Source organism: Acinetobacter pragensis (assembly GCF_001605895.1).
In the GTDB taxonomy this organism is placed as follows: Bacteria; Pseudomonadota; Gammaproteobacteria; order Pseudomonadales; family Moraxellaceae; genus Acinetobacter; species Acinetobacter pragensis.
Genome location: NZ_LUAW01000003.1, coordinates 19,178 through 43,700 on the forward strand (window position 1 = coordinate 19,178; position 24,523 = coordinate 43,700).

At 43.1% G+C, this 24,523-nt stretch carries 27 protein-coding genes; 16 read left to right on the forward strand and 11 right to left on the reverse strand.

Annotated elements, in window-relative coordinates:
• Positions 1–5: 5 nt before the first annotated feature.
• The gene (locus AZH43_RS01360; protein WP_067665703.1) at positions 6–743 is read left to right on the forward strand and encodes a histidine phosphatase family protein; all 738 of its coding nucleotides are present in this window, start codon (positions 6–8) and stop codon (positions 741–743) included.
• A 129-nt stretch (positions 744–872) separates the two neighbouring features.
• Here the strand turns inward: AZH43_RS01360 and AZH43_RS01365 are convergent, their stop codons facing one another.
• Complete coding sequence (locus AZH43_RS01365; RefSeq protein ID WP_067665706.1) at positions 873–1,313, reverse strand: hypothetical protein; 441 nt, start codon at positions 1,311–1,313, stop codon at positions 873–875.
• 488 nt (positions 1,314–1,801) lie between these two features.
• On the opposite strand from AZH43_RS01365, the gene AZH43_RS01370 reads away from it, so the two are divergent.
• Positions 1,802–4,477 (forward strand): M66 family metalloprotease, encoded by a 2,676-nt coding sequence (locus tag AZH43_RS01370; protein WP_067665709.1) that lies wholly within the window; start codon positions 1,802–1,804, stop codon positions 4,475–4,477.
• A 107-nt stretch (positions 4,478–4,584) separates the two neighbouring features.
• Here the strand turns inward: AZH43_RS01370 and rpsT are convergent, their stop codons facing one another.
• Positions 4,585–4,854, reverse strand: a complete 270-nt coding sequence (gene rpsT / locus AZH43_RS01375; protein WP_067665712.1) for a 30S ribosomal protein S20 — start codon at positions 4,852–4,854, stop codon at positions 4,585–4,587.
• A 213-nt stretch (positions 4,855–5,067) separates the two neighbouring features.
• Here rpsT and AZH43_RS01380 point away from each other — a divergent pair, with 213 nt between their 5' ends.
• From AZH43_RS01380 to AZH43_RS01400, 5 genes are all read left to right on the forward strand, one after another.
• Positions 5,068–5,733, forward strand: a complete 666-nt coding sequence (locus AZH43_RS01380; protein ID WP_067665715.1) for an NAD(P)H-binding protein — start codon at positions 5,068–5,070, stop codon at positions 5,731–5,733.
• Positions 5,734–5,744: 11 nt separating this feature from the next.
• Positions 5,745–6,257 (forward strand): ribonuclease E activity regulator RraA, encoded by a 513-nt coding sequence (rraA, locus tag AZH43_RS01385; protein ID WP_067665718.1) that lies wholly within the window; start codon positions 5,745–5,747, stop codon positions 6,255–6,257.
• Between the two features lie 122 nt (positions 6,258–6,379).
• Positions 6,380–7,159 (forward strand): glutathione S-transferase N-terminal domain-containing protein, encoded by a 780-nt coding sequence (locus AZH43_RS01390; RefSeq protein WP_067665721.1) that lies wholly within the window; start codon positions 6,380–6,382, stop codon positions 7,157–7,159.
• A gap of 183 nt (positions 7,160–7,342) precedes the next feature.
• The gene (locus tag AZH43_RS01395) at positions 7,343–8,023 is read left to right on the forward strand and encodes a response regulator transcription factor (protein ID WP_067665771.1); all 681 of its coding nucleotides are present in this window, start codon (positions 7,343–7,345) and stop codon (positions 8,021–8,023) included.
• Complete coding sequence (locus tag AZH43_RS01400) at positions 8,023–9,900, forward strand: sensor histidine kinase (RefSeq protein WP_081406747.1); 1,878 nt, start codon at positions 8,023–8,025, stop codon at positions 9,898–9,900. Before AZH43_RS01395 ends, AZH43_RS01400 begins: the two co-directional genes overlap by 1 nt.
• Before the next feature lie 99 nt (positions 9,901–9,999).
• Here the strand turns inward: AZH43_RS01400 and AZH43_RS01405 are convergent, their stop codons facing one another.
• From AZH43_RS01405 to AZH43_RS01415, 3 genes are all read right to left on the reverse strand, one after another.
• Positions 10,000–11,169, reverse strand: coding sequence for a ribosomal protein uL16 3-hydroxylase (locus AZH43_RS01405; protein ID WP_067665724.1), 1,170 nt, complete (start codon positions 11,167–11,169; stop codon positions 10,000–10,002).
• A gap of 343 nt (positions 11,170–11,512) precedes the next feature.
• On the reverse strand, positions 11,513–12,106 hold the full coding sequence (locus tag AZH43_RS01410; protein ID WP_067665727.1) for a Maf family protein: 594 nt from the start codon (positions 12,104–12,106) through the stop codon (positions 11,513–11,515).
• Complete coding sequence (locus AZH43_RS01415; protein ID WP_067665729.1) at positions 12,106–12,489, reverse strand: DUF2237 family protein; 384 nt, start codon at positions 12,487–12,489, stop codon at positions 12,106–12,108. Before AZH43_RS01415 ends, AZH43_RS01410 begins: the two co-directional genes overlap by 1 nt.
• Before the next feature lie 139 nt (positions 12,490–12,628).
• Here AZH43_RS01415 and AZH43_RS01420 point away from each other — a divergent pair, with 139 nt between their 5' ends.
• The 4 genes from AZH43_RS01420 (at position 12,629) to AZH43_RS01435 (ending at position 16,369) form a co-directional block, all read left to right on the forward strand.
• Entirely contained in the window at positions 12,629–13,816 is a 1,188-nt protein-coding gene (locus AZH43_RS01420) for a phosphoglycerate kinase (RefSeq protein ID WP_067665732.1), read from the forward strand.
• A gap of 152 nt (positions 13,817–13,968) precedes the next feature.
• The gene (locus AZH43_RS01425; protein ID WP_067665735.1) at positions 13,969–14,244 is read left to right on the forward strand and encodes a hypothetical protein; all 276 of its coding nucleotides are present in this window, start codon (positions 13,969–13,971) and stop codon (positions 14,242–14,244) included.
• Positions 14,245–14,366: 122 nt separating this feature from the next.
• Complete coding sequence (gene fba, locus AZH43_RS01430; RefSeq protein ID WP_067665738.1) at positions 14,367–15,404, forward strand: class II fructose-bisphosphate aldolase; 1,038 nt, start codon at positions 14,367–14,369, stop codon at positions 15,402–15,404.
• Positions 15,405–15,511: 107 nt separating this feature from the next.
• Positions 15,512–16,369, forward strand: a complete 858-nt coding sequence (locus AZH43_RS01435; RefSeq protein ID WP_067665741.1) for an EamA family transporter — start codon at positions 15,512–15,514, stop codon at positions 16,367–16,369.
• A gap of 84 nt (positions 16,370–16,453) precedes the next feature.
• Here the strand turns inward: AZH43_RS01435 and AZH43_RS01440 are convergent, their stop codons facing one another.
• From AZH43_RS01440 to nfsB, 3 genes are all read right to left on the reverse strand, one after another.
• Complete coding sequence (locus tag AZH43_RS01440) at positions 16,454–16,690, reverse strand: hypothetical protein (protein ID WP_406564598.1); 237 nt, start codon at positions 16,688–16,690, stop codon at positions 16,454–16,456.
• A 202-nt stretch (positions 16,691–16,892) separates the two neighbouring features.
• Positions 16,893–17,057: a hypothetical protein gene (locus AZH43_RS01445; protein WP_227509761.1), complete on the reverse strand. Its 165-nt coding sequence runs from the start codon at positions 17,055–17,057 to the stop codon at positions 16,893–16,895.
• A gap of 175 nt (positions 17,058–17,232) precedes the next feature.
• Entirely contained in the window at positions 17,233–17,886 is a 654-nt protein-coding gene (nfsB, locus tag AZH43_RS01450) for an oxygen-insensitive NAD(P)H nitroreductase (protein WP_067665747.1), read from the reverse strand.
• Between the two features lie 261 nt (positions 17,887–18,147).
• On the opposite strand from nfsB, the gene hpaI reads away from it, so the two are divergent.
• Together hpaI and AZH43_RS01460 are read left to right on the forward strand one after the other, a co-directional pair.
• Complete coding sequence (gene hpaI, locus AZH43_RS01455) at positions 18,148–18,945, forward strand: 4-hydroxy-2-oxoheptanedioate aldolase (protein ID WP_067665779.1); 798 nt, start codon at positions 18,148–18,150, stop codon at positions 18,943–18,945.
• Between the two features lie 323 nt (positions 18,946–19,268).
• Positions 19,269–19,487 carry a transposase gene (locus tag AZH43_RS01460; protein WP_067665750.1) on the forward strand — a complete coding sequence of 73 codons (219 nt, stop codon included), beginning with the start codon at positions 19,269–19,271 and terminating at the stop codon, positions 19,485–19,487.
• Positions 19,488–19,532: 45 nt separating this feature from the next.
• Here the strand turns inward: AZH43_RS01460 and AZH43_RS01465 are convergent, their stop codons facing one another.
• The gene (locus AZH43_RS01465; RefSeq protein ID WP_067665753.1) at positions 19,533–20,252 is read right to left on the reverse strand and encodes a UDP-2,3-diacylglucosamine diphosphatase; all 720 of its coding nucleotides are present in this window, start codon (positions 20,250–20,252) and stop codon (positions 19,533–19,535) included.
• 116 nt (positions 20,253–20,368) lie between these two features.
• Entirely contained in the window at positions 20,369–20,878 is a 510-nt protein-coding gene (locus tag AZH43_RS01470; RefSeq protein WP_067665756.1) for a peptidylprolyl isomerase, read from the reverse strand.
• A 167-nt stretch (positions 20,879–21,045) separates the two neighbouring features.
• Between AZH43_RS01470 and AZH43_RS01475 the strand changes: the two genes are divergently transcribed.
• The 3 genes from AZH43_RS01475 (at position 21,046) to AZH43_RS01485 (ending at position 24,338) form a co-directional block, all read left to right on the forward strand.
• Positions 21,046–22,770, forward strand: a complete 1,725-nt coding sequence (locus tag AZH43_RS01475) for a glutamine--tRNA ligase/YqeY domain fusion protein (RefSeq protein WP_067665759.1) — start codon at positions 21,046–21,048, stop codon at positions 22,768–22,770.
• A 104-nt stretch (positions 22,771–22,874) separates the two neighbouring features.
• Entirely contained in the window at positions 22,875–23,786 is a 912-nt protein-coding gene (locus AZH43_RS01480) for a bestrophin family protein (protein WP_067665762.1), read from the forward strand.
• 327 nt (positions 23,787–24,113) lie between these two features.
• Complete coding sequence (locus AZH43_RS01485) at positions 24,114–24,338, forward strand: SRPBCC family protein (protein ID WP_227509762.1); 225 nt, start codon at positions 24,114–24,116, stop codon at positions 24,336–24,338.
• A gap of 7 nt (positions 24,339–24,345) precedes the next feature.
• Here the strand turns inward: AZH43_RS01485 and AZH43_RS17995 are convergent.
• A partial coding sequence (locus tag AZH43_RS17995) for an IS3 family transposase (protein ID WP_145914988.1) occupies positions 24,346–24,523 on the reverse strand: 178 nt, incomplete at its 5' end.

The window sequence follows — 24,523 nt, forward strand, 5'->3', positions numbered from 1 at the left end:
GAATTATGCCCTTAGATTTGCTCCCGCCCAGTATGCTCAAAGCAATAGATTTATTGCCGGACGCAAAAATACCTGTGACTTTATTCACGCGGCATTCCATTCGTGAAGTTGTTACAGGGCAAGGGCTTGCAGGCTATGATTTGCAGCTGACGAATCAGGGGCGTGATTTGGCTCAGTCGTGGGGATCCTATCTGATTGATAATACAGACCGCGTGATTCAGCACTGCATTTCCAGCCCGATTCAGCGCTGTGTAGACACGGCCGCGTTAATGATTCAAGGCGCGGATGTGCAAACAGTAGAGCCGAATACCCATCATATCGAAATTATAGAGCAGGGACTGCTGGTTGAGCCGGGCAGCTTCGTGCTGGATATTAAGCAGGCCGGGCCATATTTTCAAAGACAGGGCGCTCTAGGCTTTATCAACAGTTTTGTGAATAATGCCTTGCCAGGCATGAAGCATCCGATTCATGGCGTTGTTGATGTTTTGGAGCTGATCTACAACACGCATCCAACCAATTCATATGGGTTGAGCCTAGCAGTAAGCCATGACACCATTTTAGCCGCGATTTTGGCGGTCATTTCCGGTAAGCATATTGTGACCAAAGAAGACTGGCCTAAAATGATGGAAGGCTTGTTTGTCTGGTTTGAGGGCGATGTCTTTCTGGAGTCCAAATTGAAATGGATTTGGCGCGGGGAGATTAATGAGCTGAATATTTGGGAATTTCAGCATTTGCAAATATGAATGCCTTAGCTGAACAGATTTATTAAGCAAATATGTAAGTTTGGCGAGCAAAATAATTAAATAAAGATTGTTTAAAGCGCTGTCTAGATCATTGCCTAGCAGCGCTTTTTAATCATTATGGCTAAGCTGCTAAATTTTGGCTTTGATGCGGTGCGGGAAATCCTGCAAATCAATCTTCAAGTCCTCATCATTTAAAGACCAGAGCGATGTATTGACAGGCATTTGCTGCTGATGAATTCGGCTGTATTTGTCGGCGGCAATGAGCGTCGCAATATCGTGGTCTGGAATGGTGTATGCATCGACAATATCTTTTGGATACTGCGTACGTGCATAAAAGGCTTCTTCGCTTTCACCTTGGTGCAGGGCGAAAATACGCTCAACGGCCGGCAGATACACGCCATAGCTCAGCCATGAGTCTACTCCCTGAGAGGCTTGAATTTCAGCAGTGCCTTTCATGTTGGATATAACTTTAGCTAATACATCTTTTTCGCCCTTAGTGGTGAAATATTCAATATATTGCTGTTCTGCAGGCTGAAATTTTTCGAGTGTTGGAAGAAATTTGTTAATCATTAGATTCCCCGAATATTTTATTGCTTCTTGCGCGGTGTGTTCAGGATGGGTGTGTCAAAGCGCTAATCTCAGAAGATAATACCATAATTTTTTTAAGGGTATTTTATATTCATTCAAATCTTTTAATGAAGCGAATATGAATCAATATTTTTTAATTATCGATTTGGTTTTTAGAGCTTATGCTTTATTGCAAAAAAGATTCATCTTTGAAGAAAAAAACTATGACATTTTTTGCCACATTTAAAATGCAAATAAGCATGTTTGATGGCAAAGTTTTATTTTTAAATACGATATATATCACGTAATTTCATGTCAAATTAATATTTTTTTCCTATTAAAATTAAAAAGCGTCTGTTTTTGACAAATCACGTCATTTGCAATAAAAAAACAATATTTATAGGATGCTATTTTGTGTGAACTTATTGATTTTTAATATTAATGTTGGGTTCGCTTTTTTAACTATAAGTGTATCTGTATTAGGGTAAATAATGAAAAGTGTGATTTGTTTTGCGACAAGCAATTTAAGTGTCTGTGTTTTGGCATTGATGCTTGCTGGCTGCGGCGGCGGGGGGAGTGATGATGGCAGTAAAGGGGGAACAGCGTATGATCCTGAGCTGGGGAAATATCAAGAACCTGCACAAGGTGCGCTTGAAGAAGGTTCGCTTGGATTTTATGACTACGATGCAGTTGAAGATGTCAGAAAAATTCGAGAAGATTTAGAGGGTGATTTTCATGCAATGATTCAATTTGGTCAGCAGCATGTTGTAGACCCTAATGGCAATGAGGCAAATAAAATGCCTCGCTTAACCAGTGAAAAAGAAGCATTGCTTTTAGTGACACCGACGGAAGCTATGGGAACGGTTTCTGGTTTAAGCGCTGAAATTTATCTGGATAATAAGTTAATTCGCACAATTGCATTGAACGATCCTTCGCTGATACCGGCATCTGATCAGAGCGGGCAAAAAGGGCGTCCTAACGTTTACTACAGTAAAAAAGCATGGTCAGGTCATTTGAATTGGGATGAGGTAAAGCCGGGCCTTAAAATTCGTCTCATGGATAGCCAACGCAGAAGTGGTGAACTTGCAGAGGAAAAAATTGACTTTGCGCCGCCAGGGGAGCTGGTGCTGAATAATATCCGTATAGGTATGTTAAGCGACCCCCCGATTTCTACGGGACATTATATGTTGCTGGAACCTGAAAAAGCAGGAACGGATTATTTCCAAACGATTCCGGCTGCTGAGATGGTTGTAGCTAAGTACGATGATATTCAATTAGATAAAGTGATGGTGGCATCTGGTGTTATTTATGACGATGTCAGTGCAACGGATGGCGGTGTGTACTCTGGTGACATGCGTGAAAATGTAGGCAAGTCTACATTTAGCGTGGGGATCAACTTAGCGAACTGGGGTGTAACCAGCGCTTCTATGTCAAGCCAATCTCAGCCGCAGCTCACGGAGTCTGTCATTGTGCATCACTCGCGCGGCCGATATGCAAATGGCTACAGCACTCATGGCTTGAGCGGCGGTAATGGTATGCTGACTTTGGTGGATTCGGTAGGCAATGAGTTCAGTCATGAAATTGGCCATCATTATGGATTAGGGCATTATCCGGGTGCGGTAACAACAGCGGGCGTCACAAACTATTTTTGGGCATCGCACCATGCGGATAGCGGCTGGGGATATATCGCGAACCGAAACAAAATGCGGGGTAATTTAATCTGGGCTTCGACCTCTTTATGGGATGCGAGCACGGGTACGGCAAATTTTAAAAATTTATTACCATATAGCCGTGATGCAATGTCCGGCGGCTATTCAAGCAGTACTTATTCAAAATATACGCACTATACTGGCTACAGCACATTCTTGAAAATTCAACCGCATTTTAATCGTGCAGTATGGGATGAAACGTCACCTACCGGTTATAAATTGTGGGATGCCAATACGCGTAAAATGGAAATTACACAGCCAAACGTGCCTGCATCTTCCGAGATTTGGTTTAACAGCGCGGATGGAAACTATTTAAAACCTAAGCAGATCGGTGTTCCTGTATTTACGATCTTGGGTGGGTATGATCCTGAACAGCAGGTTGGTTTGCTTTATCCGGCTGCACGAAGTAACTGGGGGAATGTTTTCGATTTACCGGCCGCAAATGCAGCCAGTGCAAGTTCAGCATGCTGGCTGGATGTCAAACTGCCTTCACAGAATAAAATTATAGCTTTGGCGCCAAAACGCATGGGGTCAAATGCCAACAAGCTTCATGTAAATATTGCAATTTCAGATCAGCCTAAATCTGTAGATTTGTATTGTCAAAAAGCTGAAGAGGCTGCAAAGCTATTATCTCATATTGATATACCGGCATATGCGGAAGCCATTAAGCCAGCGGTTAAAATTGGCCGTGTTTCTGGCTATAGCGCACTCCGTTCTATAGAGCTGCCACAATTGGAAGAAGCTTTAGTTACTCAGGCAGGCAAGGCCGTTGTGAATTTAAGCTCAGCAGAAGCATTACTGTATGACTCATACAAAAATGAAAAATCACTGCTGAGCAGGGCTGCTCAACAGCAATTGGAGCGCTATGAAACTCAACAAAATACAGTTTATCGTTTGAATCGCTGGATGAATGCTTATTCTAAGGATTTATTGAATAAAGTTGCTGAGGCTGAAACCGCACTTGAAAAATTCATGCAAAAACTTTCAGTCAGCCAAGAAGGATTGTTGAATGAAACTGCGCTGATTCAAAATGGCACCAACTGTTTGAAGTCAGAAACTTTGGAAGACGGCTCTTTAAATCTATATATCAGCGGTCAGACGGGCTGCAGTGCAGATGATAGTGAGAAATGGATTTATGATGCGCTTGGGCGTATTCATAATAAAGCGCAGTTAAGCCAGTGCTTAACAGGAAATGGCAGCGGCGCTAAAGTGACACTTGAACGTTGTGCATTAAATCAAGATACGCAAGTCTGGACTATGGATGCCGCGACAACGAGTATTCGTCAAAGCGGCCAATGCTTGGATTTGAGTTCTGGCCACTTGAGCAATAACCGTGGAACTTTAATCCGTTACAGCTGTACCAATGGTTCTAATCAGCGCTGGACGAACTTAAATACCAACAATAATCTGCTGCTGGCTTATCTTTCATCATCAAACTTAGAGATGCTGAATAAATAGGGCGGTATCTGGGATAATAAAGCCTGCATTTGCGGGCTTTATTATTTCTGCCTATAAATAATAGACAATAAAAAAAGCCCGAAAAGGGCTTTTTTTATTTTTTGCGATTAGTTAGAAGCTAATGCTTTAACTTGCGCGTTCAAGCGGCTCTTATGACGAGCAGCTTTGTTTTTATGGATGATGCCTTTATCAGCCATGCGGTCGATTACAGGTACAGTTGCTTTGTAAGCTTCTGAAGCAACAGCATAGTCGCCAGCAGCAATCGCAGCTACTGTACGTTTAAGATAAGTACGAACCATAGAACGTAAGCTAGCGTTGTGTTTGCGTGCTTTAACGTTTTGACGGGCACGTTTTTTAGCTTGAGCAGAGTTTGCCACTCGTGCACTCCTTGAATTAGATTGGTCTGGGCGGGCTGAACTTCAACTGAAAACCACATCAGCAGAACTATCACCAGCCCGTAAACAAGTGGCATATTTTGATTAGATTATGCAGTTAAGTCAAGTCTTGACATGCTTTGACAACATTTTAGATGAAGAAAAATTCCAAAGAAAACGTTAGATTAATAGGAATGGCGGGAGATTGTACAAAAAATGATTAATTCTATTGAAAATGCGATTGTCATCGGAGCAACAGGTTTAGTAGGGCGGGAGCTGATTCGTCAGCTCAGTCAAAATGAATATTGCGCAAATATTACGGCAGTCGTGCGCAAGCGCGATAATGAATTTAACCATTTGGAAAAAGTGCAGCAATTTGAGCTGGAAGACTTTCTGCTGCTGAATGAACAGGATGTCAGCGGCTATACGCATGCATTCAGCTGCCTTGGAACAACCATGAAGCAGGCGGGCACGAAAGAAAAATTTTATAATACGGATTTTGTCATTAACGCGCATTTTGCTGAGCTGCTGGAAAATATGGCTACGCACTATATTCTTCTCAGCGCTTTAGGCGCCAACCCGAAATCGCCTGTCTTTTACAATCGGGTCAAGGGAGAGCTGGAGTATTACGTCAAAAACTTGGCTTTAACCCGCACATCCATTGTTCGCCCGTCATTATTGCTGGGACAGCGTCAAGAATCGCGCAAGCTGGAAGACGCGGCGCAAAAGCTGTATCAGCGCTTTTCGCATTTAGTACCCGACAGTTTTAAATTTAAGCCAGTGACAGCGGCGCAAGTGGCTCATACTATGGTCGATGCAGCGCAAACACAGACTGAAAAATTTCAGATTTATGATAATTTACGCATACAAAAAACCAAATGAGGGGATAAACCGTGTCTACAGTGCCTTTTGTAACCTGTGATCTGCTTGATGATCATCCAGAGAAAGAAATTCAGGTGGTAACGCCATCAATGGATGGAAAATTTTTCAAAAGTTATGGCGCGCGTAAAAGTTTTGGCGGTCAGGCTGTTACGGTTAAATGTTTTGAAGATAATTCACGGGTGAAAGAGCTGCTGGCGACAGACGGTGCTGGCAAAGTATTGGTTGTTGACGGCGGAGCTTCTATGCGCTGCGCGCTGATGGGGGATTTAATTGCAGAATCTGCAGTAAAGAATCATTGGAATGGCGTGGTCATCTATGGGTGCGTGCGTGATGTAGACGCGATTGCAGCATTGGATTTAGGGGTTCATGCGCTGGCATGCATTCCGCAAAAAAGCAACCGTAAAGGCGCTGGAGAAACAGATATTCAGCTCAACTTCGGCGGTGTAAGCATACAGACCGGCGATTATATCTATGCGGATAATAATGGCATTATTGTGTCAAAAAACGCATTAGCCGAGCTTTAATTCAATCTAGCGGCATGAACGCAAAAGCGTCAGTACAGCAAGCTGGCTGATGCTTGCATAAAAATTTAAAAACAATAAAAGCACCACAGCTTTGAAATGGGCTGAATAATAAGGATTCGACTATGTTAATGCATCAAGTAAAAGTTCTGCAGGCTCTGGCGTCAGCGGCATTGGAAGGCGGTCGCGGCACCAATGGCACAGCGCACCCGCAGCAGCCGCCAAATGCGCTGAAGCTGTATGAATTTGAAGGCTCTCCGTTTTGCCGCCGTGTCCGTGAGGTGATGACCACACTGAATTTAGATTATGAAGTTTATCCTTGCCCTAAAGGCGGTAAGCGTTACCGTGATGAAATGAAAAAATTGGGCGGGCGCCGTCAATTTCCTTTCTTGGTAGATGAAAATACAGGCACGCAGCTGTATGAGTCACAGGATATTATTCATCATTTATTCAAGTATTATGGCAGCACTGGACGGACACCCAAAAAATATTCTCACTACCCTAAAGTGCCTGCTTTAGCGCTTGCCGGTACGCTGGCCAACGGCGCTCGCGGTGTTTGGGTCAATAAGAAGATTCTAGAGCGTAAAGCGCCTGAACAGCTGCTTGAGCTGTGGGGCTTCGAGGCGAGTCCTTATACACGTATTGTCAGGGCTGAACTGACAGTGCTTGAACTGCCGTTTAAATTCCACAATGTCGCCAAAGAGCGCTGGCAAGATCAGGGCTTGGCGGTGCTGCGCTTAAAGCCGGGGAAATACATTCCTCTGGCAGGCGGAAAGCGGGAGCATGTGTTGAAGGTCATGGGGGAGAATATTCAGGTGCCGTATTTGGTTGACCCCAATACTGGCGTCAAATTGTTTGAATCTGCTGAGATTGTAAAATATCTCCAAAAACAATATGGTTCTTAAGCTGGCAAAATGAAGGATAAGATTGTGCCTTGGCTTTATATTTTGTGCTGCCGAAGCTTTAATGTCCAAAGGCTGAATGCGTTAATTGAAGAATAACTGGGAATATACTTAATTATAGGGATATTCTACAGTTTTCTAATTCATTAGAATCAAAAATAGTTTAGGGGCAATCAGGGGATGGCGATGGAAGTAGTTTTACCAGTACCGGTTTTGGTCGTGGAAGATGAAGAAATCATTCAGTTTCGGCTCCGTAAAATTTTGAATGATCTTGGCTATGCCAATGATGTGCTGCTGTTTGCTAAGAATGTAAAAGAAGCATTTGAAATTTTAGAACAGCAGCCGATTTCACTGGCACTGATTGATTTAGGCCTGCCTGATGGTCACGGCACAGAAATTATCGAAAAAATTCGTGCCGCTGAAAGCAATACCATGATTCTGGTGATTTCTGCATGGAGCACGCAGGAAAGTTTAATTGGCGCAATCAAAGCTGGCGCAACAGGCTATGTGCTGAAAGAGCGGGATGATGCTGAAGTATTGCTGTCCATCCGCAGTATTTTGCGCGGCGGCGCGCCGATAGATCCTTTTATTGCCCGTGAAATTCTAAAGCAAATTGCTCAGACCGAAATCGAGCAGCAGACAGAAGTTGCAGGAGGCAATAGCAGCGCTGATCAAAACATTTTGACCTTCCGTGAAAAAGAAATTCTAAATTTGGTGGCGCAAGGGCTAAGCAACCGTGAAATTGCTGAGCAGCTGTTTGTTTCACGCTATACGGTAGAAAGCCATATTAAGCATATTTACCGAAAACTTTCAGTGACTAAACGGACTAAGGCTGTCAGCGCCGCGCGATCATTAGGAATTTTATAATGTTTCGATGGAAATACTTGTGCTGCATTTTGCTGAGCTGCTTGATCAGTTCATTCTGCAGCGCTTCTATTTCCTATCAAATCAACAGCCAATGCCAAGTTATTTTAAACAGCATTAGTAAAGTCCAAACTGCATCCAATTTAGAGCTGCCGAAGCAGGGCTGGGTGCCGGTTCAAAAACTGCCCGATAATTGGAATGAGGCGTGGCCGAATTATACAGGCGGGGCATGGTATAGGCTGATATGGAGCTGGAATTGCCAAGATCATGCGCGGCTGGCGGAACCGATTGCTTTTTCCATCAGTCATATCAATACAGCAGGGGCTATTTTTTTAAATGGCGATATGCTTTGGAGTGACAAGAGTTTGCATGAGCCTTTATCCAAAAGCTGGAACATGCCCAGATTTTGGATTATGCCCATATCCGGTTTAAAGAAAAATAGCAATGAAATACTTATTTATGTAACCGGTTATTCTGCAATGAGCTCAGGAATCGGAACAGTCAGTTTTGACAATGTTATTAAAGCAAATGCCGTGAATGATAAAAGAATTTGGAATATGCGGACCCTATTCCAAATCAATTTAATTTTATCGGCCACTTTAGGCATGTTTTGTCTGGTGATCTGGCTTTACCGCCGCAGTGAATCAAGTTTTGGCTGGTTTGCAATCAGCTGTTTTTTATGGATTCTTTTTATTTCCAATATTTTAGCCACGGAAACGTATATTTTTTCAAGTTCTGTAGCCGCCGCCCGAATGAATTTGATTATATTCATGTTGTATATTTTGTGTTTTTGCACATATTTGCTCAGATTCGTGCGGGTTAAAAAGCCAAAAATTGAACGCTTTCTGCTGATATTGACTGCAGTATTCATTCTCTGTATTTGGACAGTTTCATTGAATCAGATGAAGGGGCTGTTTGATTCAGTGTTCCTGTTTTATTGCGGTATTTATTTTGTGACATATATTCATTTATGCTGGGTTGCTGTGCGTGTAAAGCGCTCAGATTATATTCTGCTGGCTGTCTGCATGACAGCCATTATGTTTATTTCTGTCTATGATTTAAGACTTGTTTTTATAAGCTCAGTTCCTGATATTACGCTTTTATCACCCTATACCTCACCCTTATTTACACTGTTTATTGTTATTCTTCTCGGTTCTCGTTTGGATCGAAACATAAAAAAAATTGAACATTTCAATGATGAGCTGTCAACAAAAATACAGCAGGTCAGTTTGGATTTAAGCAGCAGCTTGAATGATCAGCACCGTTTGGAATTGTTTAATGCACGGCTGCAGGAGCGGATGAAATTATCTCATGACTTGCATGATGGGCTTGGATCCTCCATTGTCCGCTCTATGATTTTGGTCGATCAATGTGATAAAAAAATTCCAAATAAGCAGTTTTTATCGATGCTGAAACTGCTGCGTGATGATTTACGCCAAATTATTGACAGCGGATCTGTTGCAGGGAATAAAATACCGGAGACACCTTTGCTTTGGGCTGCTCCTGTCCGGCATCGTTTCAGTCAGCTGATGGATGAAATGGATATTCGTGCGCAATGGGAGTTTGCTGCGCAATGGGAAACTGAACCCACAGCCTTGCAGTGTTTGAACTTAATTCGTGTATTGGAGGAAAGCTTGACGAATGTGATCAAGCACAGTCAGGCAACACAGGTTAAAGTCAGCATGCATTATGCCAGCCCATCACAGCTGGAATTAATCATTCAGGATAATGGCGTTGGTTTTGATGTTGATTGCGTAAAGCAAAATGGCATGAGCATAGGCATGCGCAGCATGCAAAGCCGCATAGAGAAGATGAGCGGTAATTTCAGTATAGATTCAGGAGAAGATGGCACGATTGTTCATGCCTGCATTAAGCTTTAGACTGCTCTATATATCATTCAGCGCAAACAGTTTTATTCTGCCGTAAAAAAGAGGGACATGAGCCCTCTTTTTTTACAATGCGACAGTGTTGTTTTGCCGTTAACTTTCAGATTCTGACGGCAATAGCATGATGACAGATTCATTCATCAGCTCAGCAATATCTTCTAGAATATCCTGATCAAATAAAGTTTCATCTAAAGCTATGGCTTGGCCATCTGCCAGCTTTTTCAGATACGGCGCAAACTGCTCAGAGATACAGATGCTTTCGCCGTTTGCCCAAAATAGCAATTCATCATCCTGCTCGGTATAAAGCAGGCGGGAAGCGGGTTCAAGCATGAGCAAGTATCCTTGCTCTAAAGCATCTTCCAGATCACCCGTGCCGATTTCTTCAGCATCGGGAATATTTTCAGGATATTTAGGCTCCGATATGAGGCTGACAATGGCATCTTCGATTACAGTAGAGTTTTGCAATTGTTCAAAGATTTTTTCTTTTAAATATTCCAGTTCATTTTGTGTCAATTGACCAATTGCGCTTTGCTGATCGCGGATAATGTCCAACAGCGGGTTTTTAAGCGCAGGATTTTCAGAAAATTTATCACAAACGCGATCCATCATGTCCGCCACATTCGGCATGCGGAAACCAAATGAGAACGTAAGGCAGTCATCTTCTGCAACGCCGTAATGCGATAAACCTGGCGGTACGTAGAGCATGTCGCCGGGCGCCAGCACTTCATCAAAATGCACATCCATTTCCGGCAATAATTTTAATGGCTGGCCTGCAATAAAATCAGTTTCGGCATCACACATTTGGCCCAGCTGCCAGCGGCGGTGTCCATGACCTTGAACAAGAAATACATCGTAAAAGTCAAAGTGCTTGCCGACAGAACCGCCTTTAGGCGCATAAGACACCATGATGTCATCGCGGCGCCACTGTGGAATAAATGAAAACTTTTTCCACAGCTCAGCCAAGTCAAACGAGTAGTGATCAACGGCTTGCACCAGTAAAGTCCAAAGTTTTGGCATTTTTTGAAAATCCGCTTTCAGCAGCGGAGAAGATTTGACAGACCACTGATTGGGATCGCGGTCTTTCTGTTTGATCAGGCGGGCCGTGATATTTTCTTCCAGCGCAAGCTCCATCACATCATCTGGTTCTAAAATTCCAGCAATTTCAGGTAATGCATTGCGCACGAGCAGCGGTTTTTTTTGCCAATATTCAGCAAGAAATTGTTCGGCGCTGATTCCGCCAAGAACGTCTAAAGGTTGAGACATGAAATAGCCTAAGCAGATTTAAATCAATATTGGGCTTATTGTCTTATGATCAAAGGGAGCGGTGCAAGGGGATTATATTATTATTTGAATACGCTCAGTCTGCAGACAAGCCAGCATTGCATAAGACAGCACAAGACGCGCGTTTATTGTGTGATTGAATTTGACTTTTACGCTATTTTTGAACAGCAGATGTCAGATGCTTTTAGTACTCATTGTTGAAAAGCAGGCTTGAGAATCTTGAATGCAGGCGAATGATTGATAACGCCATGTATGGCTGGATGATATCAGCGAACAGCAAGCTGTGGCTATCCGCTGAATGAGGGGTGTGTAATGAGTATGAGCCTTAAGGAACTAAAACATTCAACTGACGCAAAATATTGCACAGCTTAATCATTGGCATGCCCATTAATGTGGTTTGGTCATGACCAATCATTTCTTCAAAAAGGCTGATTCCCAGACTTTCACATTTAAAGCTGCCGGCACAGTGCAGCGGCTGTTCTACTTCAATATAGCGTTCAATTTCAGGCAGGCTCAGCTTGCGGAATTTGACTTTGTAATGCTCGACCAGCGTCTGCTCAAAGCCAGCCTTCAGATGCTGAACGCTCAGTGCGGTACTGAAATACACAATTTTGTCTGAATTGGCCTGCAGCTGTCTGACGGCTTTTTCAGGACTTAATGGCTTGCCGATAAAAATATCCGGCGCGCCTTCACGCCAAGCGACTTGGTCTGAACCTATGACAATCGCATCGGGATGCTGTTCTGCAATACGCTTGGCTTTTTCAAAGGCCAGTCGTTGAGCTAAATCATCGGCATGGCTTTCACCGCGCGGAGATTCATCTATATCAGGAACAATAGACAGGTAATCAATTCGTAAACGATCCATTAAATCTTTACGGGTTTGGCTGCTGGAAGCCAAAATGATTTTTTGAGTATTCATTACACTGCATATTCCATGAGGACATTAAGCGGCACATAAGACAGCACAGCTTGATGACATGCCTGTATTTTAATAGGCGGAGCAATGCCGGCTTGGTATGCCTCCACCCAACGGGTCACACAAATGCACCAAAAATCACCCGGCTGCAAACCCGGGAAACCGACTTCTGGTAAGGGTGTGGTTAAATCATTGCCTGCTTTTTGAGAAAAGCTTAAAAATTCAGAAGTCATTTCAGCGCACATTGTATGCTGGCCCAAATCAGTCGCGGCTGTGTGGCAGAAACCGTTGCGGAAATATCCGGTAATCGGGTCATAGCAGCAACTGGCTAAAGACTCGCCTAAGACGTTTAAACGATTGATATTTGGATCTGGATGAATAGACATAAGCTCTGAATCTTAAAGGGGCTTTTCACTATGATAGCAAAAGTTTGGCTTTCGATGCCTTTTCTGCAAAAGAAGCTAACCTTTTTCTGCATAATCATTTAAAATCTCCGCGTTTTGATATCAATAAAGAGAGCTATACATGAACTTTCAGCGTATGACTGACCTTGATTTAGCGGGCAAACGTGTTCTTATTCGAGAAGATTTAAACGTTCCTGTTAAAAACGGTGTGATTACCAGCGATGCGCGCCTTCGCGCTGCATTGCCAACAATTAAAGCTGCTTTGGAAAAAGGCGCAGCTGTAATGGTTTATTCTCACCTAGGCCGTCCTGTTGAAGGTGAACCAAAAGCTGAACAGTCTTTGGCGCCAGTTGCGGCTTATTTAACCGAAGCATTGGGTCAAGAAGTTAAATTGTTTACAGATTATTTAGATGGCGTTGATGTTCAGCCAGGTCAAGTTGTGCTACTTGAAAACTGCCGTTTCAATACGGGCGAAAAGAAAAACAGCCCAGAGCTGGCTGCAAAATATGCAGCGCTTTGCGATGTATTTGTCATGGATGCCTTTGGTACAGCACACCGTGCAGAAGCATCGACTGAAGGCGTGGCGCGTTTAGCAAAAGTTGCAGCTGCAGGTCCATTATTGGCTGCTGAATTAGATGCACTCGGCCGTGCGCTGAAAACACCTGAAAAGCCAATGGCAGCTATTGTCGCTGGTTCTAAAGTGTCGACAAAACTGGACGTATTGACATCTCTTTCAGACCTTTGCGATCAAATTATTGTGGGCGGCGGTATTGCCAACACATTCCTTGCAGCGGCAGGCTTCAATGTCGGTAAATCATTGTGTGAACATGATTTAATTGATACAGCAAAAGCCATTGCTGCAAAAGTTTCTATTCCGCTTCCAACGGATGTTGTGGTTGCGGATGCCTCTGAAATTAACTTTGACGATTTCTTAGGTTCTTTGGCTGCAGCGAAAGCTGTCGTTAAGAAAGTAGAAGATGTTGCAGACAATGACATGATTTTGGATGTTGGCCCAGAAACTGCAAAAGCATTTGCAGAGATTCTAAAAACATCTAAAACCATTCTTTGGAATGGCCCAGTAGGTGTGTTTGAGGTTGATCAATTTGGCGAAGGCACGAAAGCATTGTCTTTAGCGATTGCTGAATCAAATGGATTCTCTATTGCCGGCGGCGGTGATACTTTAGCGGCAATTGATAAATATGGCGTTGCAGACAAAATCGGCTACATTTCGACTGGCGGCGGCGCGTTCCTTGAGTTTGTAGAAGGCAAAACGTTACCGGCAGTAGCGGTATTGCTTGAACGCGCTTAAAGCGTAAAGCAAGTTAAAAAAGGCTGACAGATGTTCAGCCTTTTTTATTGCTCTTTTTTTGATATTTAATCGATTCATTTTATAGTCATCAAAATGAAATATAACTGCAATAAAATTTTCTGCAGTTACTCATCTACCTGTAGGAAAATCTGATGAATCTTAAACTGGCACTTGCTGCATTAATCATTGCGCCACTTGCATTAACAGCATGTTCTAAGAAAGAAGAAGCGACTAAAACTGAAACTGAAGCATCTGCCCCCGCTGCTGATGCGCAGACAACGCCTGAACAGCAGGCTGCAATTGATGCATTGGACAAGCCAGTGCTTGATGAAAAAAATCAGGATGTGCCTGCAGAAGTGGCTAATGCGCCAGCAGATGAAGCGACTGCGGATGCCGAAACAGCGCCTGCTGAGCAGGCGGCTCACTAAGTTTGTTGTTTTTATTTTAAAAGTCCCTGCATAAGCAGGGATTTTTTTTATAAAACGGCTTTTTGATGCTGATTTGAAACCATTGTACATGTAGAATATGTCGCATTACCTGGGAGGACACTATGGCTCTTATTTCATTGCGCCAGCTCTTGGATCACGCCGGCGAACATGCTTACGGCGTACCAGCGTTTAACGTAAACAACTTAGAACAAATGCGCGCAATTATGCTTGCAGCAGATGCAACAAATTCACCTGTTATTGTGCAAGCCTCTGCAGGCGCGCGCAAATATGCAGGTGCGCCTTTCTTGCGTCACCTTATTTTAGCTGCGATTGAAGAATGGCCGCATATCCCGGTCGTTATGCACCAAGACCATGGTACCGACCCTGATGTATGTCAGCGTTCTATCCAATTGGGCTTCTCATCAGTCATGATGGACGGTTCATTAGGCGCAGACGGTAAAACACCGACAACATATGAATATAATGTTGACGTAACACGCCGTACAGTTGCAATGGCGCATGCATGCGGTGTTTCAGTTGAAGGCGAAATCGGCTGTTTAGGCAGTCTTGAAACCGGCATGGCGGGTGAAGAAGATGGCGTAGGCGCAGAAGGCGTTCTTGACCATTCACAGCTTTTAACTTCTGTTGAAGAAGCGCGTCAATTCGTTGCTGATACCAATGTAGATGCTTTGGCTATTGCAGTAGGTACTTCACACGGCGCTTACAAGTTTACCCGTCCGCCTACAGGCGATATTTTGGCCATTGACCGCATCAAAGAAATTCATGCGGCGCTGCCAAATACGCACCTTGTGATGCACGGCTCAAGCTCGGTTCCTCAAGAATGGCTTGCGGTCATTAACCAATACGGCGGCGACATCAAAGAAACTTATGGTGTTCCAGTTGAGCAATTGGTTGATGCAATCAAGCACGGTGTTCGTAAAATCAACATCGATACAGATTTGCGTTTAGCCTCTACAGGCGCAATGCGCCGTATGATGGCTGAAAAACCTAGCGAATTTGACCCGCGTAAATTCTTTGCTCAAACTGTTGAAGCAATGAAGCAGATTTGTGTGGACCGCTACGAAGCTTTCGGTACTGCTGGTAACGCAGATAAAATTCGCCCAATTTCTTTAGAGAAAATGGTTGAACGCTATAAATAATCTGTTATAGATTATTTGTTCTGAGAAGCCCGCACTATGTGGGCTTTTCTTTTGAAGCATTAAAAAATAAGGCGTAGCTGCGCTGAATTTAGAATAAAGAGATTGCTATGGAACTGATATTTGCAGCAGCATTATGCAGTGTTGCGGTGTCAATTTTGCTGAAAATATGCAAAGAAAAAGGCTTCAATACGTTTCAGATGATTGCATGGAATTACGCCGCTGCGAGCATTTTATGCTATCTGTGGTTTAAACCCGACTTACAGCATATTTCTGTGCAGCAAACGCCGTGGTGGCTGATCCTGATATTAGGCATTTTATTGCCTTCGATTTTTTTATGCCTAGCCAAGTCGTTGCAGACTGCGGGTATTTTAAAAACAGAGATTGCGCAGCGGCTATCGGTGGTGCTGTCGTTAAGTGCGGCTTATTTTATATTTCAAGAACAATTTAGCCAGCTGAAAGTGATTGGCATTGTATTGGGTTTAATCGGCGTTATATGTATTTTGGTATCACAGCGCACGGCCAGTCAAAATACAGAAAAACCATACGCAATTATTTACTTAACCTGTGTTTGGGTCGGCTATGCGCTTATTGATGTGCTGCTGAAATATACAACCGGTTTGGGGCTTCAATTTTCAGTCGCATTGAATTTGGTTTTTATCTATTCATTTATCCTTTCTATTTTGTATACAACAGTCCGCAACAAAAGCATTGGCACTGTAAAGGATGTTCTGGCAGGTTTAGGCCTAGGCATATTGAACTTTGCCAACATTGCGCTGTATGTCAAAGCCCACATGCTGCTGAAGGATACGCCAGCGATTGTATTTGCAGGCATGAATATTTTAGTGGTGCTGTTTGGTGTGCTGGGCGGCTTGATTATTTTTAAAGAAAAACTAAAAGTCTGGACAGGGTTGGGTTTGTGCATGAGTATCGTGAGTGTTTTATGTTTGGCCTATGCGATGGCTTAAAAATTTGATTTGACTGCATTCATCAAAAGGAAAGCCTGCATAAGCAGGCTTTTTTATAAGCTTGGCAAGACAAAAAATACAGCTTTAAGATGCTTCGGGATGCGCCGACTTCAGCATGCGCACATAGCTGGATAGAAACTGGATGGGATGATGAATCAGATCTTCAGTTTCTGCAATGCCTTGCAGCAGGCCAGCCTGCTGCCAGCTGGGGCAGGCAGGGTAATGATGATTATCCTGTGTGTAAGGATGCAAATAGCTCTGTTTGCATGTCGAACATTCAAATTTCATGGGCATGCCAAAAATGGCAGATCGATGACTCAATTTGTAAATGCTTAGCGCCATGGTGCACCTCATCATCAATATAATTATACTTGATTAAATATTAAGCAAAATGTGAGCCAGTAGCTGAGATTTTTTTGAAAGCGGTAAACATCAGTTTCTATTTAAATACGCAGGTCTGACGCTTACCGTATTTTGCATGTTTTTAAATTGAGTATTTACAATGTGTTGGTTGCTGCGCAACTTAACGGCTGAGGCGGAGCATAGGGCCTTGCAGATAGCTTTTTGCCACAGCGATAGGGTGTTTGATCAGATCTTGAACTTCAATTGTGCCTTGCAATTGCCCAGCGTGCTGGCAATCTGGACAAGTCGGATAGTTTAAAAATGCGTCAGAATTGTATTTATGCATATATACCGTTTTGCAGGCAGTGCATTTAAATTTCATGGGCAATTTTGGTGCAACAGGCATAATCAGTGACCTATTTTGTATTTGCGCAAAATATACTCGATAATTGTTTAAAAAATAAGTCCCGAAATGACAAAAAAAGGGAGAAAGTCTCCCTTTCATCGCTTTTTTATAAAGTTTATAGCAGTGTAAAGATATCTTCTTTAATCAGGCGCGATTTTGGCAATTTTGCATTGAAGTCATTTTCGCTGCGGTAGCCTAACGTCAGTAGTACAGATGGAATCAAGCCTTTTTCAGCCAAGCCGAGTTCTTCTGCAATCAGTTCTTCGTCAAAACCGCCGATCGGGGTGGCGTCAATGCCTTCAATGCCGGCTGCCAGCAAGGCCTGACCTAAGGCAATAAAGGTTTGGTTCTCTGCCCAGCGCTGAATATCGCCTTTTTCATTGCGGTAATAATCGACATAACCTGTGCGGCTGTCTTTTTGGCCTTGCTTGGCTTTTTCATCTTTAAAACGCCCGCTGATTTCATCACGGCTCAGTAAATTTTCAAGATGAGTTTCACTGATATCTGCTTGAGTGCAAAATAAAATGGTATGTGATGAATCCAATACCTTCGGCGCGTTGTAGGCATATTTACCAACCAAGGCTTTAGCAATACGCGCTTTAGCTGCTGTATTGTCTGCAATGAAATAGTGCCAAGGCTGAATATTGATTGAAGATGGGGCAAGGCGCAGAATTTCTAATAGGCGTTCAAACTGCTCTTTCGGAATTTTTTTATTTGGGTCATAGGCCTTAGTGGTATAGCGGGTTTTAGAAACATTCAGCAAATCCATGAAAACGGTCTCCATTAATCAATTTTCTTTATCTTACCCGATTCAATGCATAAATTGATTAGAAGAATTTTCATATAACTTAGATTTAGCTTTGAAATGGCGGCCGATATCTTAAGCAATCACCCGGCAGATGAAATGGCGGCAGCATCGAACCTGCTTGCTCATAGCTCATTTCAATGAAGAAAGAGGTTTTCGCTATTGGTGATTTTCATTAAAAGGAGTTTAATCAAAGGAATACCTCATCCTGCAATGAGCAAGCAAATGATTGATTATACAAACCACTTTAAGCGTAAATTGAAAACCCAGCAGCAGATTGGCTTATGGGTGGGTTTGGCGGATGCCTACGGCACTGAAATCGCCGCCAATGCCGGTTATGACTGGCTGCTGATTGATGGAGAGCATGCGCCCAGCGATTTAAGAACGACTTTGGCCCAGCTGCAAAGTATTGCAGCGTATTCTTCTCAAGCTGTGGTGCGTCCACCGATTGGCAGTGTGCAATTAATTAAGCAGCTGTTGGATATTGGCGCGCAGACACTGCTCATCCCAATGATTGAAACGGTTGAGCAAGCCGAATTAATGGTGAAAGCGGTGCATTATCCTCCGCTTGGCGTCCGCGGTGTGGGCGCGGCGTTAGCGCGGGCGACCCGCTGGAACAGCATTCCTGACTATTATGCAAAAGCGCATGAAAATATCTGTCTGCTGATACAAATAGAATCTGTCACAGGATTAGAAAATCTTGATGAAATTTTAAAAGTTGACGGCATTGACGGTATCTTTATCGGTGCCGTTGATTTGTCTGCAACCATGGGCTATGAAGGCAATCCAAACCATCCGGACGTGCAAAAAGCAGTCATTGATGCCATAAAGCGGATTCGTGCGGCGGGAAAAGCAGCGGGCATTTTGTCAACTTTGCATGAAGCTACACAGCAATATATTGACTTGGGGACAGAGTTCGTTGCTGTTGGCGTTGACACCAGTGTATTGATGAATTCGCTGCGCGAGCTGCTGCAAAAATATAAAGCAGATGCAGAAGTCGTGAAATCTGAGGGTGGCTATTAAACTTAAATATTAAGTTTGTGTAAAAGCAGGTTGGTGGCTTAACCTGTGCCTGCTTTTGCTTTATTTTTTAATAGAGACAAATTGAATATTTATAAGGGAAATTCATTATTTTGCTAATTTTGTAATGACACTGTACAATGAATCTATTCGTCTAGGCAGGTATTGTTCCTGCTTTTTATTTATTATTTAGCTAATTGTGATTAATCTTGTCTTAAGCCATTATTGCTTAAACATTATCCTTGTAACTGCAGAATTACTATTCAATCTTCGTTTTATTAATCTCTTTGTTCTATCACAAAAAGCTCACAAGTTGAGTCAATATTTTGGAAAATTTAAATGAATGGCGTACAGCCGTCGCTGTCAATGGCGATAGTATAAACGTTAAATTAATACCGCTGAAACGCAAACAAAATACCAATGATGGATTCATTTGGGTGTCTGTTGGGCAAATGGTTGAGCTGGAATCCGGTGAAACTGTGCCAATGAATTTGGATGGTCTAAGTTTTTATGCGGGACAAAATCAGCTGTACCGTTTGAAATAAGGCATACAGCTTTTATATTCAGTTTATAGATCAAGTGGCGCTAGATTAATAGCGCCATTTTTTTAATTCAAAATGCTGTCTAGGCGCATCGGGGTTTATTTCCAAAATTTGAGCGTGGTCTTCACGCCAATCACCTAAAACAATTCTAGGCTTACCAAGAATGTCATGAATTTTCGGGCGGTGGGTATGGCCATGAATGAGGACATCAGCTTGCTGTAACACCTGTTCAACGGCATGCGGATTCACATCCATGATGTCATAGCTTTTAAATTGGTTGGCCTGCTGGCTTTTTTTACGGAAACCGTCAGCCAGTTTTTGGCGGAAGCTTAAAGGCATTCTTTTTAAAAAGCCCAATAACAGTGGATTGCGGATAATTTTGCGGAATTTTTGATAGGACACATCATCAATGCAGAGCAGGTCGCCGTGTTCAATACGAATGCGATACTCTGCAATTTGCAGTATTTCAATTTCTTTCAGCAATGTGCCATTGAATTTATTAAGGAATTTTTCGCCCAATGCAAAATCGCGGTTGCCCGCTAAAAAGTAAACATGATTGCCTGCATCGCTAAATTGCTTTAAGGCCGTGATGATTTCTTCTAGCCACGGCGCGCTGTAGTCATCGCCAATCCAGGCATTGAACCAGTCGCCTAAAATGTACAGCTGGGTATTTTTATTTTTGTATGCGTCTAATAAATCTAAAAACCCCCGAACGAGTCGAGGGTGATTGGGTGACAAATGTAAATCGGCGATAAACAGATAGGTCACGGATCTTTTCCTTCTTAAGAAATCTCCCTAAATCCCATCTTTGATGAAGAGGGACTTTCCACCATAAATATTTGGTAGAAATTCCTCCCTTTAAAAAGGGAGGCTAGGAGGAATTCTTACTCAGAAATAATTTTAGCTGATTCGATAACGACGTTCTCTAGAGGAACGTCAGCGTGGTAACCGCGGTTGCCAGTGCGAACGCCTTTAATTTCGTTAACAACGTCTAGGCCTTCAGTTACTTTACCAAATACTGCATATCCCCAGCCTTGAGCATTTTTGCCAGAGTGGTTCAGGAAAGCATTGTTGCCAACGTTAATAAAGAATTGCGCTGATGCAGAGTGAGGTGCTTGAGTACGCGCCATAGCAATTGTGCCAAGGTCATTGGTCAAGCCGTTATCAGCTTCATTTTCAATTGCATCACGTGTTGCTTTTTCTTTGAAGTTTTCATCCATGCCGCCGCCTTGGATCATGAAGCCATCGATCACGCGGTGGAAAATTACGCCGTCATAGAAACCGTCACGAACGTATTCTAAAAAGTTAGCTACAGTTTTTGGCGCTTTTTCACTGTTAAGCTCGAGAACAATACGACCTTTATTGGTGTTTAATTCGACTTGAGGAAAACTCATTGTGTAATCTCCTAAACATGGACAGCAAAGCCATGGGTTTTTTGGTTGTGAGAAGCATAAGCAAACTGTAAACTACAAGGCAAGTAAAAACGTTATTTTCTTTGTTAAAATGATCAAATAGCGTTTTAATTCTCTTAATTTTTTATTTTAAAAGTGATTTTACTGTTATGAAGCCAAATGATGTTGTTTCAACACTGCCTAACACCCCGACACCAAATAGTAACGCCGTCGATGCTGTGCAGCAGGAACAACAGGCAGGCTTAGACTTTGTGCGGCAAGTGATTGCCGAAGATTTAGCTTCTGGGCGTACACAGCAAGTAGTTACACGTTTTCCGCCAGAACCGAATGGCTATTTGCACATTGGCCATGTAAAGGCGATTTGCCTGAATTTTGGTGTAGCGCAAGAGTTTGGCGGTTACTGCAATTTGCGTTTCGATGACACCAACCCAGATGCCGAAGAACAAGAATATGTAGACGGCATTGCGAATGATGTTAAATGGCTGGGCTTTGAATGGAAAGGCGAGCCTTGCTATGCATCAAGCTATTTTGATCAGCTGTATGCATGGGCTGTGCAGCTGATTCAGCAAGGCGATGCTTATGTCGATTTGCAGACGCCGGAAGAAATTAAGCTGAACCGCGGCAACTTTGTAGAGCCGGGTAAAAACTCTCCTTACCGGGACGCTTCAATTGAAGAGAATCTGGCGCGTTTTGAACAGATGCGCAACGGCGAGCTGGGTGAAGGCCAAGCTGTACTTCGCGCTAAAATTGATATGGCATCTCCGAATGTGCATATGCGTGATCCAATTCTTTACCGTGTGCTGCATTCAGAACATCATCAAACGGGTGATAAATGGAAAATGTACCCGATGTACGACTATGCGCATCCTTTATCAGATGCCATTGAAGGAATTACACACTCTTTATGTACATTGGAGTTTCAAGACCATCGTCCATTCTATGACTGGGTTGTGGAAAAGGTTCATTCTAAAGCAGTGCCGCGTCAGTATGAGTCTAGCCGTTTAAATGTTGACTATACGATTACCTCTAAACGCAAGCTGCGTAAGCTGGTCGAAGGCAATTATGTCAATGGCTGGGATGATCCGCGCATGCCAACAGTGGTCGGCATGCGCCGCCGCGGCTTCACTCCTGAAGGCCTGCGTGATTTCTGCAAGCGTGTAGGTGTTTCTAAAGTTGACGGCAGTATTGTCGATGTTGCAATGCTTGAATACTGCATTCGCCAGTCTTTGGAAAATACAGCTGCCCGCGGCATGGCTGTGTTGAACCCGCTGAAAGTGACGTTAACCAATTTGCCGGAAGCAATGGATCTAGTGCATGCGCGCCATCCAAATGTTGATATGGGCGACCGTGTTATTCCTTTGACTCAAGATATTTACATTGACCGTAAAGACTTTGAAGAAATTGCGCCAAAAGGCTTTAAACGCCTTATTCCGGGCGGTGAAGTGCGTCTTCGCCATGCCTATGTAATTAAGTGCGATGAAGTCATTAAAGACGATCAGGGTGAAGTGGTTGAGCTGAAATGTTCAATTGACCCGGAAACTTTGGGTAAAAACCCTGAAGGGCGTAAAGTGAAGGGTGTTGTGCACTGGGTGTCTGCAAGCAAAGGCATACCCGCAGAAGTGCGCATTTATGACCGCTTATTTACTGAATCTGACCCAGAAACTGGCGATGATTTCTTGGCGAACCTGAACCCGGATTCCCTGAAAGTTGTTCAGGCGGTCATTGAGCCTGCATTGGCGGAAGCCGCGCCTGAAGACCGTTTCCAATTTGAGCGTGAAGGCTACTTTGTTGCCGATCAATATGCTCATACCCGCAGCAAACCAGTGTTTAACCGTATTTTAGATTTGAAAGACAGCTTTAAACCTGGAAAATAAAATCTTTCATTTTCCAGAAGGCTCACTGTTGTTGAGTTGCCCATAGTTTAAGATCAGGCTCAACTTCGGTTGGGCTTTTTCGTGCCAATTGAAAAGGACATCATGTGATTATTAGAGATAAGACCAATAGTTTTAAACTGCTGTTTGCATGGCATGGCACTATTTTGCCAAAAGTTTTTTGGGCGCTGATGGTTGTAATCATGATTTCGGCAATGCTGGTCTACATGGCTGCGCATCATTATGTCTCGGTGCCGGAAGTGCCTGCCATTGGCTTTACCATCTTTGGTGTTATTCTTTCAATTTTCTTAAGTTTCCGCAATACGGCCTGTTATGACCGGTGGTGGGAAGGCCGTAAACTGTGGGGCGCACTAATTGCAAATGCCCGTCATATCATACGTGACAGTTATGTGCTGAATGATTCACAGCGTGAAGTGCTGATCTACCGCATTATGCTGTTTACGCATTTGCTCCGCGACCGCTTACGTAAAAAAACCGATGACTTTGGTTATTATCAAGCGCATTTACAGCTGTCGGAACTGCAATGGCAAGCACTGTTGCAGCATTTAAATCAGCCGCAGTACATTCTGGAAATTGTGCAGAAAGATTTGGCGGGTTTGTATAAAAACGGCCAAATTACGGACATTATTTATTGCGCTTTAACCAAGCATACAATTGCCTTAGGCGATATTCATGCCGGCTGTGACCGTATTTCATCTACACCATTGCCATTTTCCTATTCAGTGCTGCTGCACCGCGCCGTCTATTCATTCTGCTTTATTTTGCCTTTCAGTTTAGAATCCAGCCTTGGGATTTGGACACCGGTTATTGTTGCGCTCATCGCTTATTTGTTTTTAGGTTTGGATGCCTTAAGCGCCGAATTGGAAGAGCCATTTGGTGAACAGGAAAATGATTTAGCGCTGGATTCGATTGTGCGCAGCATCGAGCGTGAAATGCTGGATTCATTGGGTGCAGATTTACCGCCAGCAGTGGAGGCGCATAAGGGTAATCTGATGTGATGCTTATTTTTGTATGAATTTCACCCTTGAGAATAAATCAATCAGACAGCTTAATAACATCATCAGGAAAACTGGCGGCAGCATAAATTTCTTGGACGCTTTCTTATTGAAAGATTTTATTGAGCCGCCTGCCTCTATTTTTTGATTCTGTTCAAAAAGATTAAATTTTAATTTCTGCATTGTGCCTTTGATTTTCCAGCTTAATCATTTGATTTAAATGAAGCTCCCTTATGTAGTGATATGCAGCCTCCAGATAACAATTCAACGCTATAACGCTGGCCATATCCTATGCTATCACTGAATGAAAATCTGATAGCAGGGGCAGAGATGAGTATTGCAATTGAAAGTCAAATGCTGATCCGAAAATCGATTAATATCGTGTTTAATGCTTTTGTTGACCCCGTGATTGCGAGTCAATTTTGGTTCAGCAGTTCTACCGGGTACTTAGAGAAAGGAAAGACGGTTAAGTGGACGTGGGAAAAATATAAGGCGGTAACGGATGTTCATGTTTTAGATATTAAAGTGGACTGCTCCCAGTATCCTAGACATTGAAGTAGCCTCATTTTGAAGCTGCTTCAAAGGCTTCTGGGCTCATTCCATCAAGATGCGAATGGCGCCTGATTCGATTGTAAAACATCTCGATGTAATCAAACACATCCGCACGCGCCATTTCGCGTGTTTTATAGATTCTCTTTTTAATTCTTTCCTTCTTCAAACTACTAAAAAAGGATTCRGMA

Excerpts from the sequence above, each read along its gene's own strand:
- AZH43_RS01360 (WP_067665703.1), top strand. The coding sequence starts at position 6 with ATGCCCTTAGATTTGCTCCCGCCCAGTATGCTCAAAGCAATAGATTTA.
- AZH43_RS01365 (WP_067665706.1), bottom strand. The coding sequence starts at position 1,313 with ATGATTAACAAATTTCTTCCAACACTCGAAAAATTTCAGCCTGCAGAA.
- AZH43_RS01370 (WP_067665709.1), top strand. The coding sequence starts at position 1,802 with ATGAAAAGTGTGATTTGTTTTGCGACAAGCAATTTAAGTGTCTGTGTT.
- AZH43_RS01380 (WP_067665715.1), top strand. The coding sequence starts at position 5,068 with ATGATTAATTCTATTGAAAATGCGATTGTCATCGGAGCAACAGGTTTA.
- AZH43_RS01390 (WP_067665721.1), top strand. The coding sequence starts at position 6,380 with ATGTTAATGCATCAAGTAAAAGTTCTGCAGGCTCTGGCGTCAGCGGCA.
- AZH43_RS01395 (WP_067665771.1), top strand. The coding sequence starts at position 7,343 with ATGGAAGTAGTTTTACCAGTACCGGTTTTGGTCGTGGAAGATGAAGAA.
- AZH43_RS01400 (WP_081406747.1), top strand. The coding sequence starts at position 8,023 with ATGTTTCGATGGAAATACTTGTGCTGCATTTTGCTGAGCTGCTTGATC.
- AZH43_RS01405 (WP_067665724.1), bottom strand. The coding sequence starts at position 11,169 with ATGTCTCAACCTTTAGACGTTCTTGGCGGAATCAGCGCCGAACAATTT.
- AZH43_RS01410 (WP_067665727.1), bottom strand. The coding sequence starts at position 12,106 with ATGAATACTCAAAAAATCATTTTGGCTTCCAGCAGCCAAACCCGTAAA.
- AZH43_RS01415 (WP_067665729.1), bottom strand. The coding sequence starts at position 12,489 with ATGTCTATTCATCCAGATCCAAATATCAATCGTTTAAACGTCTTAGGC.
- AZH43_RS01420 (WP_067665732.1), top strand. The coding sequence starts at position 12,629 with ATGAACTTTCAGCGTATGACTGACCTTGATTTAGCGGGCAAACGTGTT.
- AZH43_RS01425 (WP_067665735.1), top strand. The coding sequence starts at position 13,969 with ATGAATCTTAAACTGGCACTTGCTGCATTAATCATTGCGCCACTTGCA.
- fba (WP_067665738.1), top strand. The coding sequence starts at position 14,367 with ATGGCTCTTATTTCATTGCGCCAGCTCTTGGATCACGCCGGCGAACAT.
- AZH43_RS01435 (WP_067665741.1), top strand. The coding sequence starts at position 15,512 with ATGGAACTGATATTTGCAGCAGCATTATGCAGTGTTGCGGTGTCAATT.
- AZH43_RS01445 (WP_227509761.1), bottom strand. The coding sequence starts at position 17,057 with ATGCATAAATACAATTCTGACGCATTTTTAAACTATCCGACTTGTCCA.
- nfsB (WP_067665747.1), bottom strand. The coding sequence starts at position 17,886 with ATGGATTTGCTGAATGTTTCTAAAACCCGCTATACCACTAAGGCCTAT.
- hpaI (WP_067665779.1), top strand. The coding sequence starts at position 18,148 with ATGATTGATTATACAAACCACTTTAAGCGTAAATTGAAAACCCAGCAG.
- AZH43_RS01470 (WP_067665756.1), bottom strand. The coding sequence starts at position 20,878 with ATGAGTTTTCCTCAAGTCGAATTAAACACCAATAAAGGTCGTATTGTT.
- AZH43_RS01475 (WP_067665759.1), top strand. The coding sequence starts at position 21,046 with ATGAAGCCAAATGATGTTGTTTCAACACTGCCTAACACCCCGACACCA.
- AZH43_RS01485 (WP_227509762.1), top strand. The coding sequence starts at position 24,114 with ATGAGTATTGCAATTGAAAGTCAAATGCTGATCCGAAAATCGATTAAT.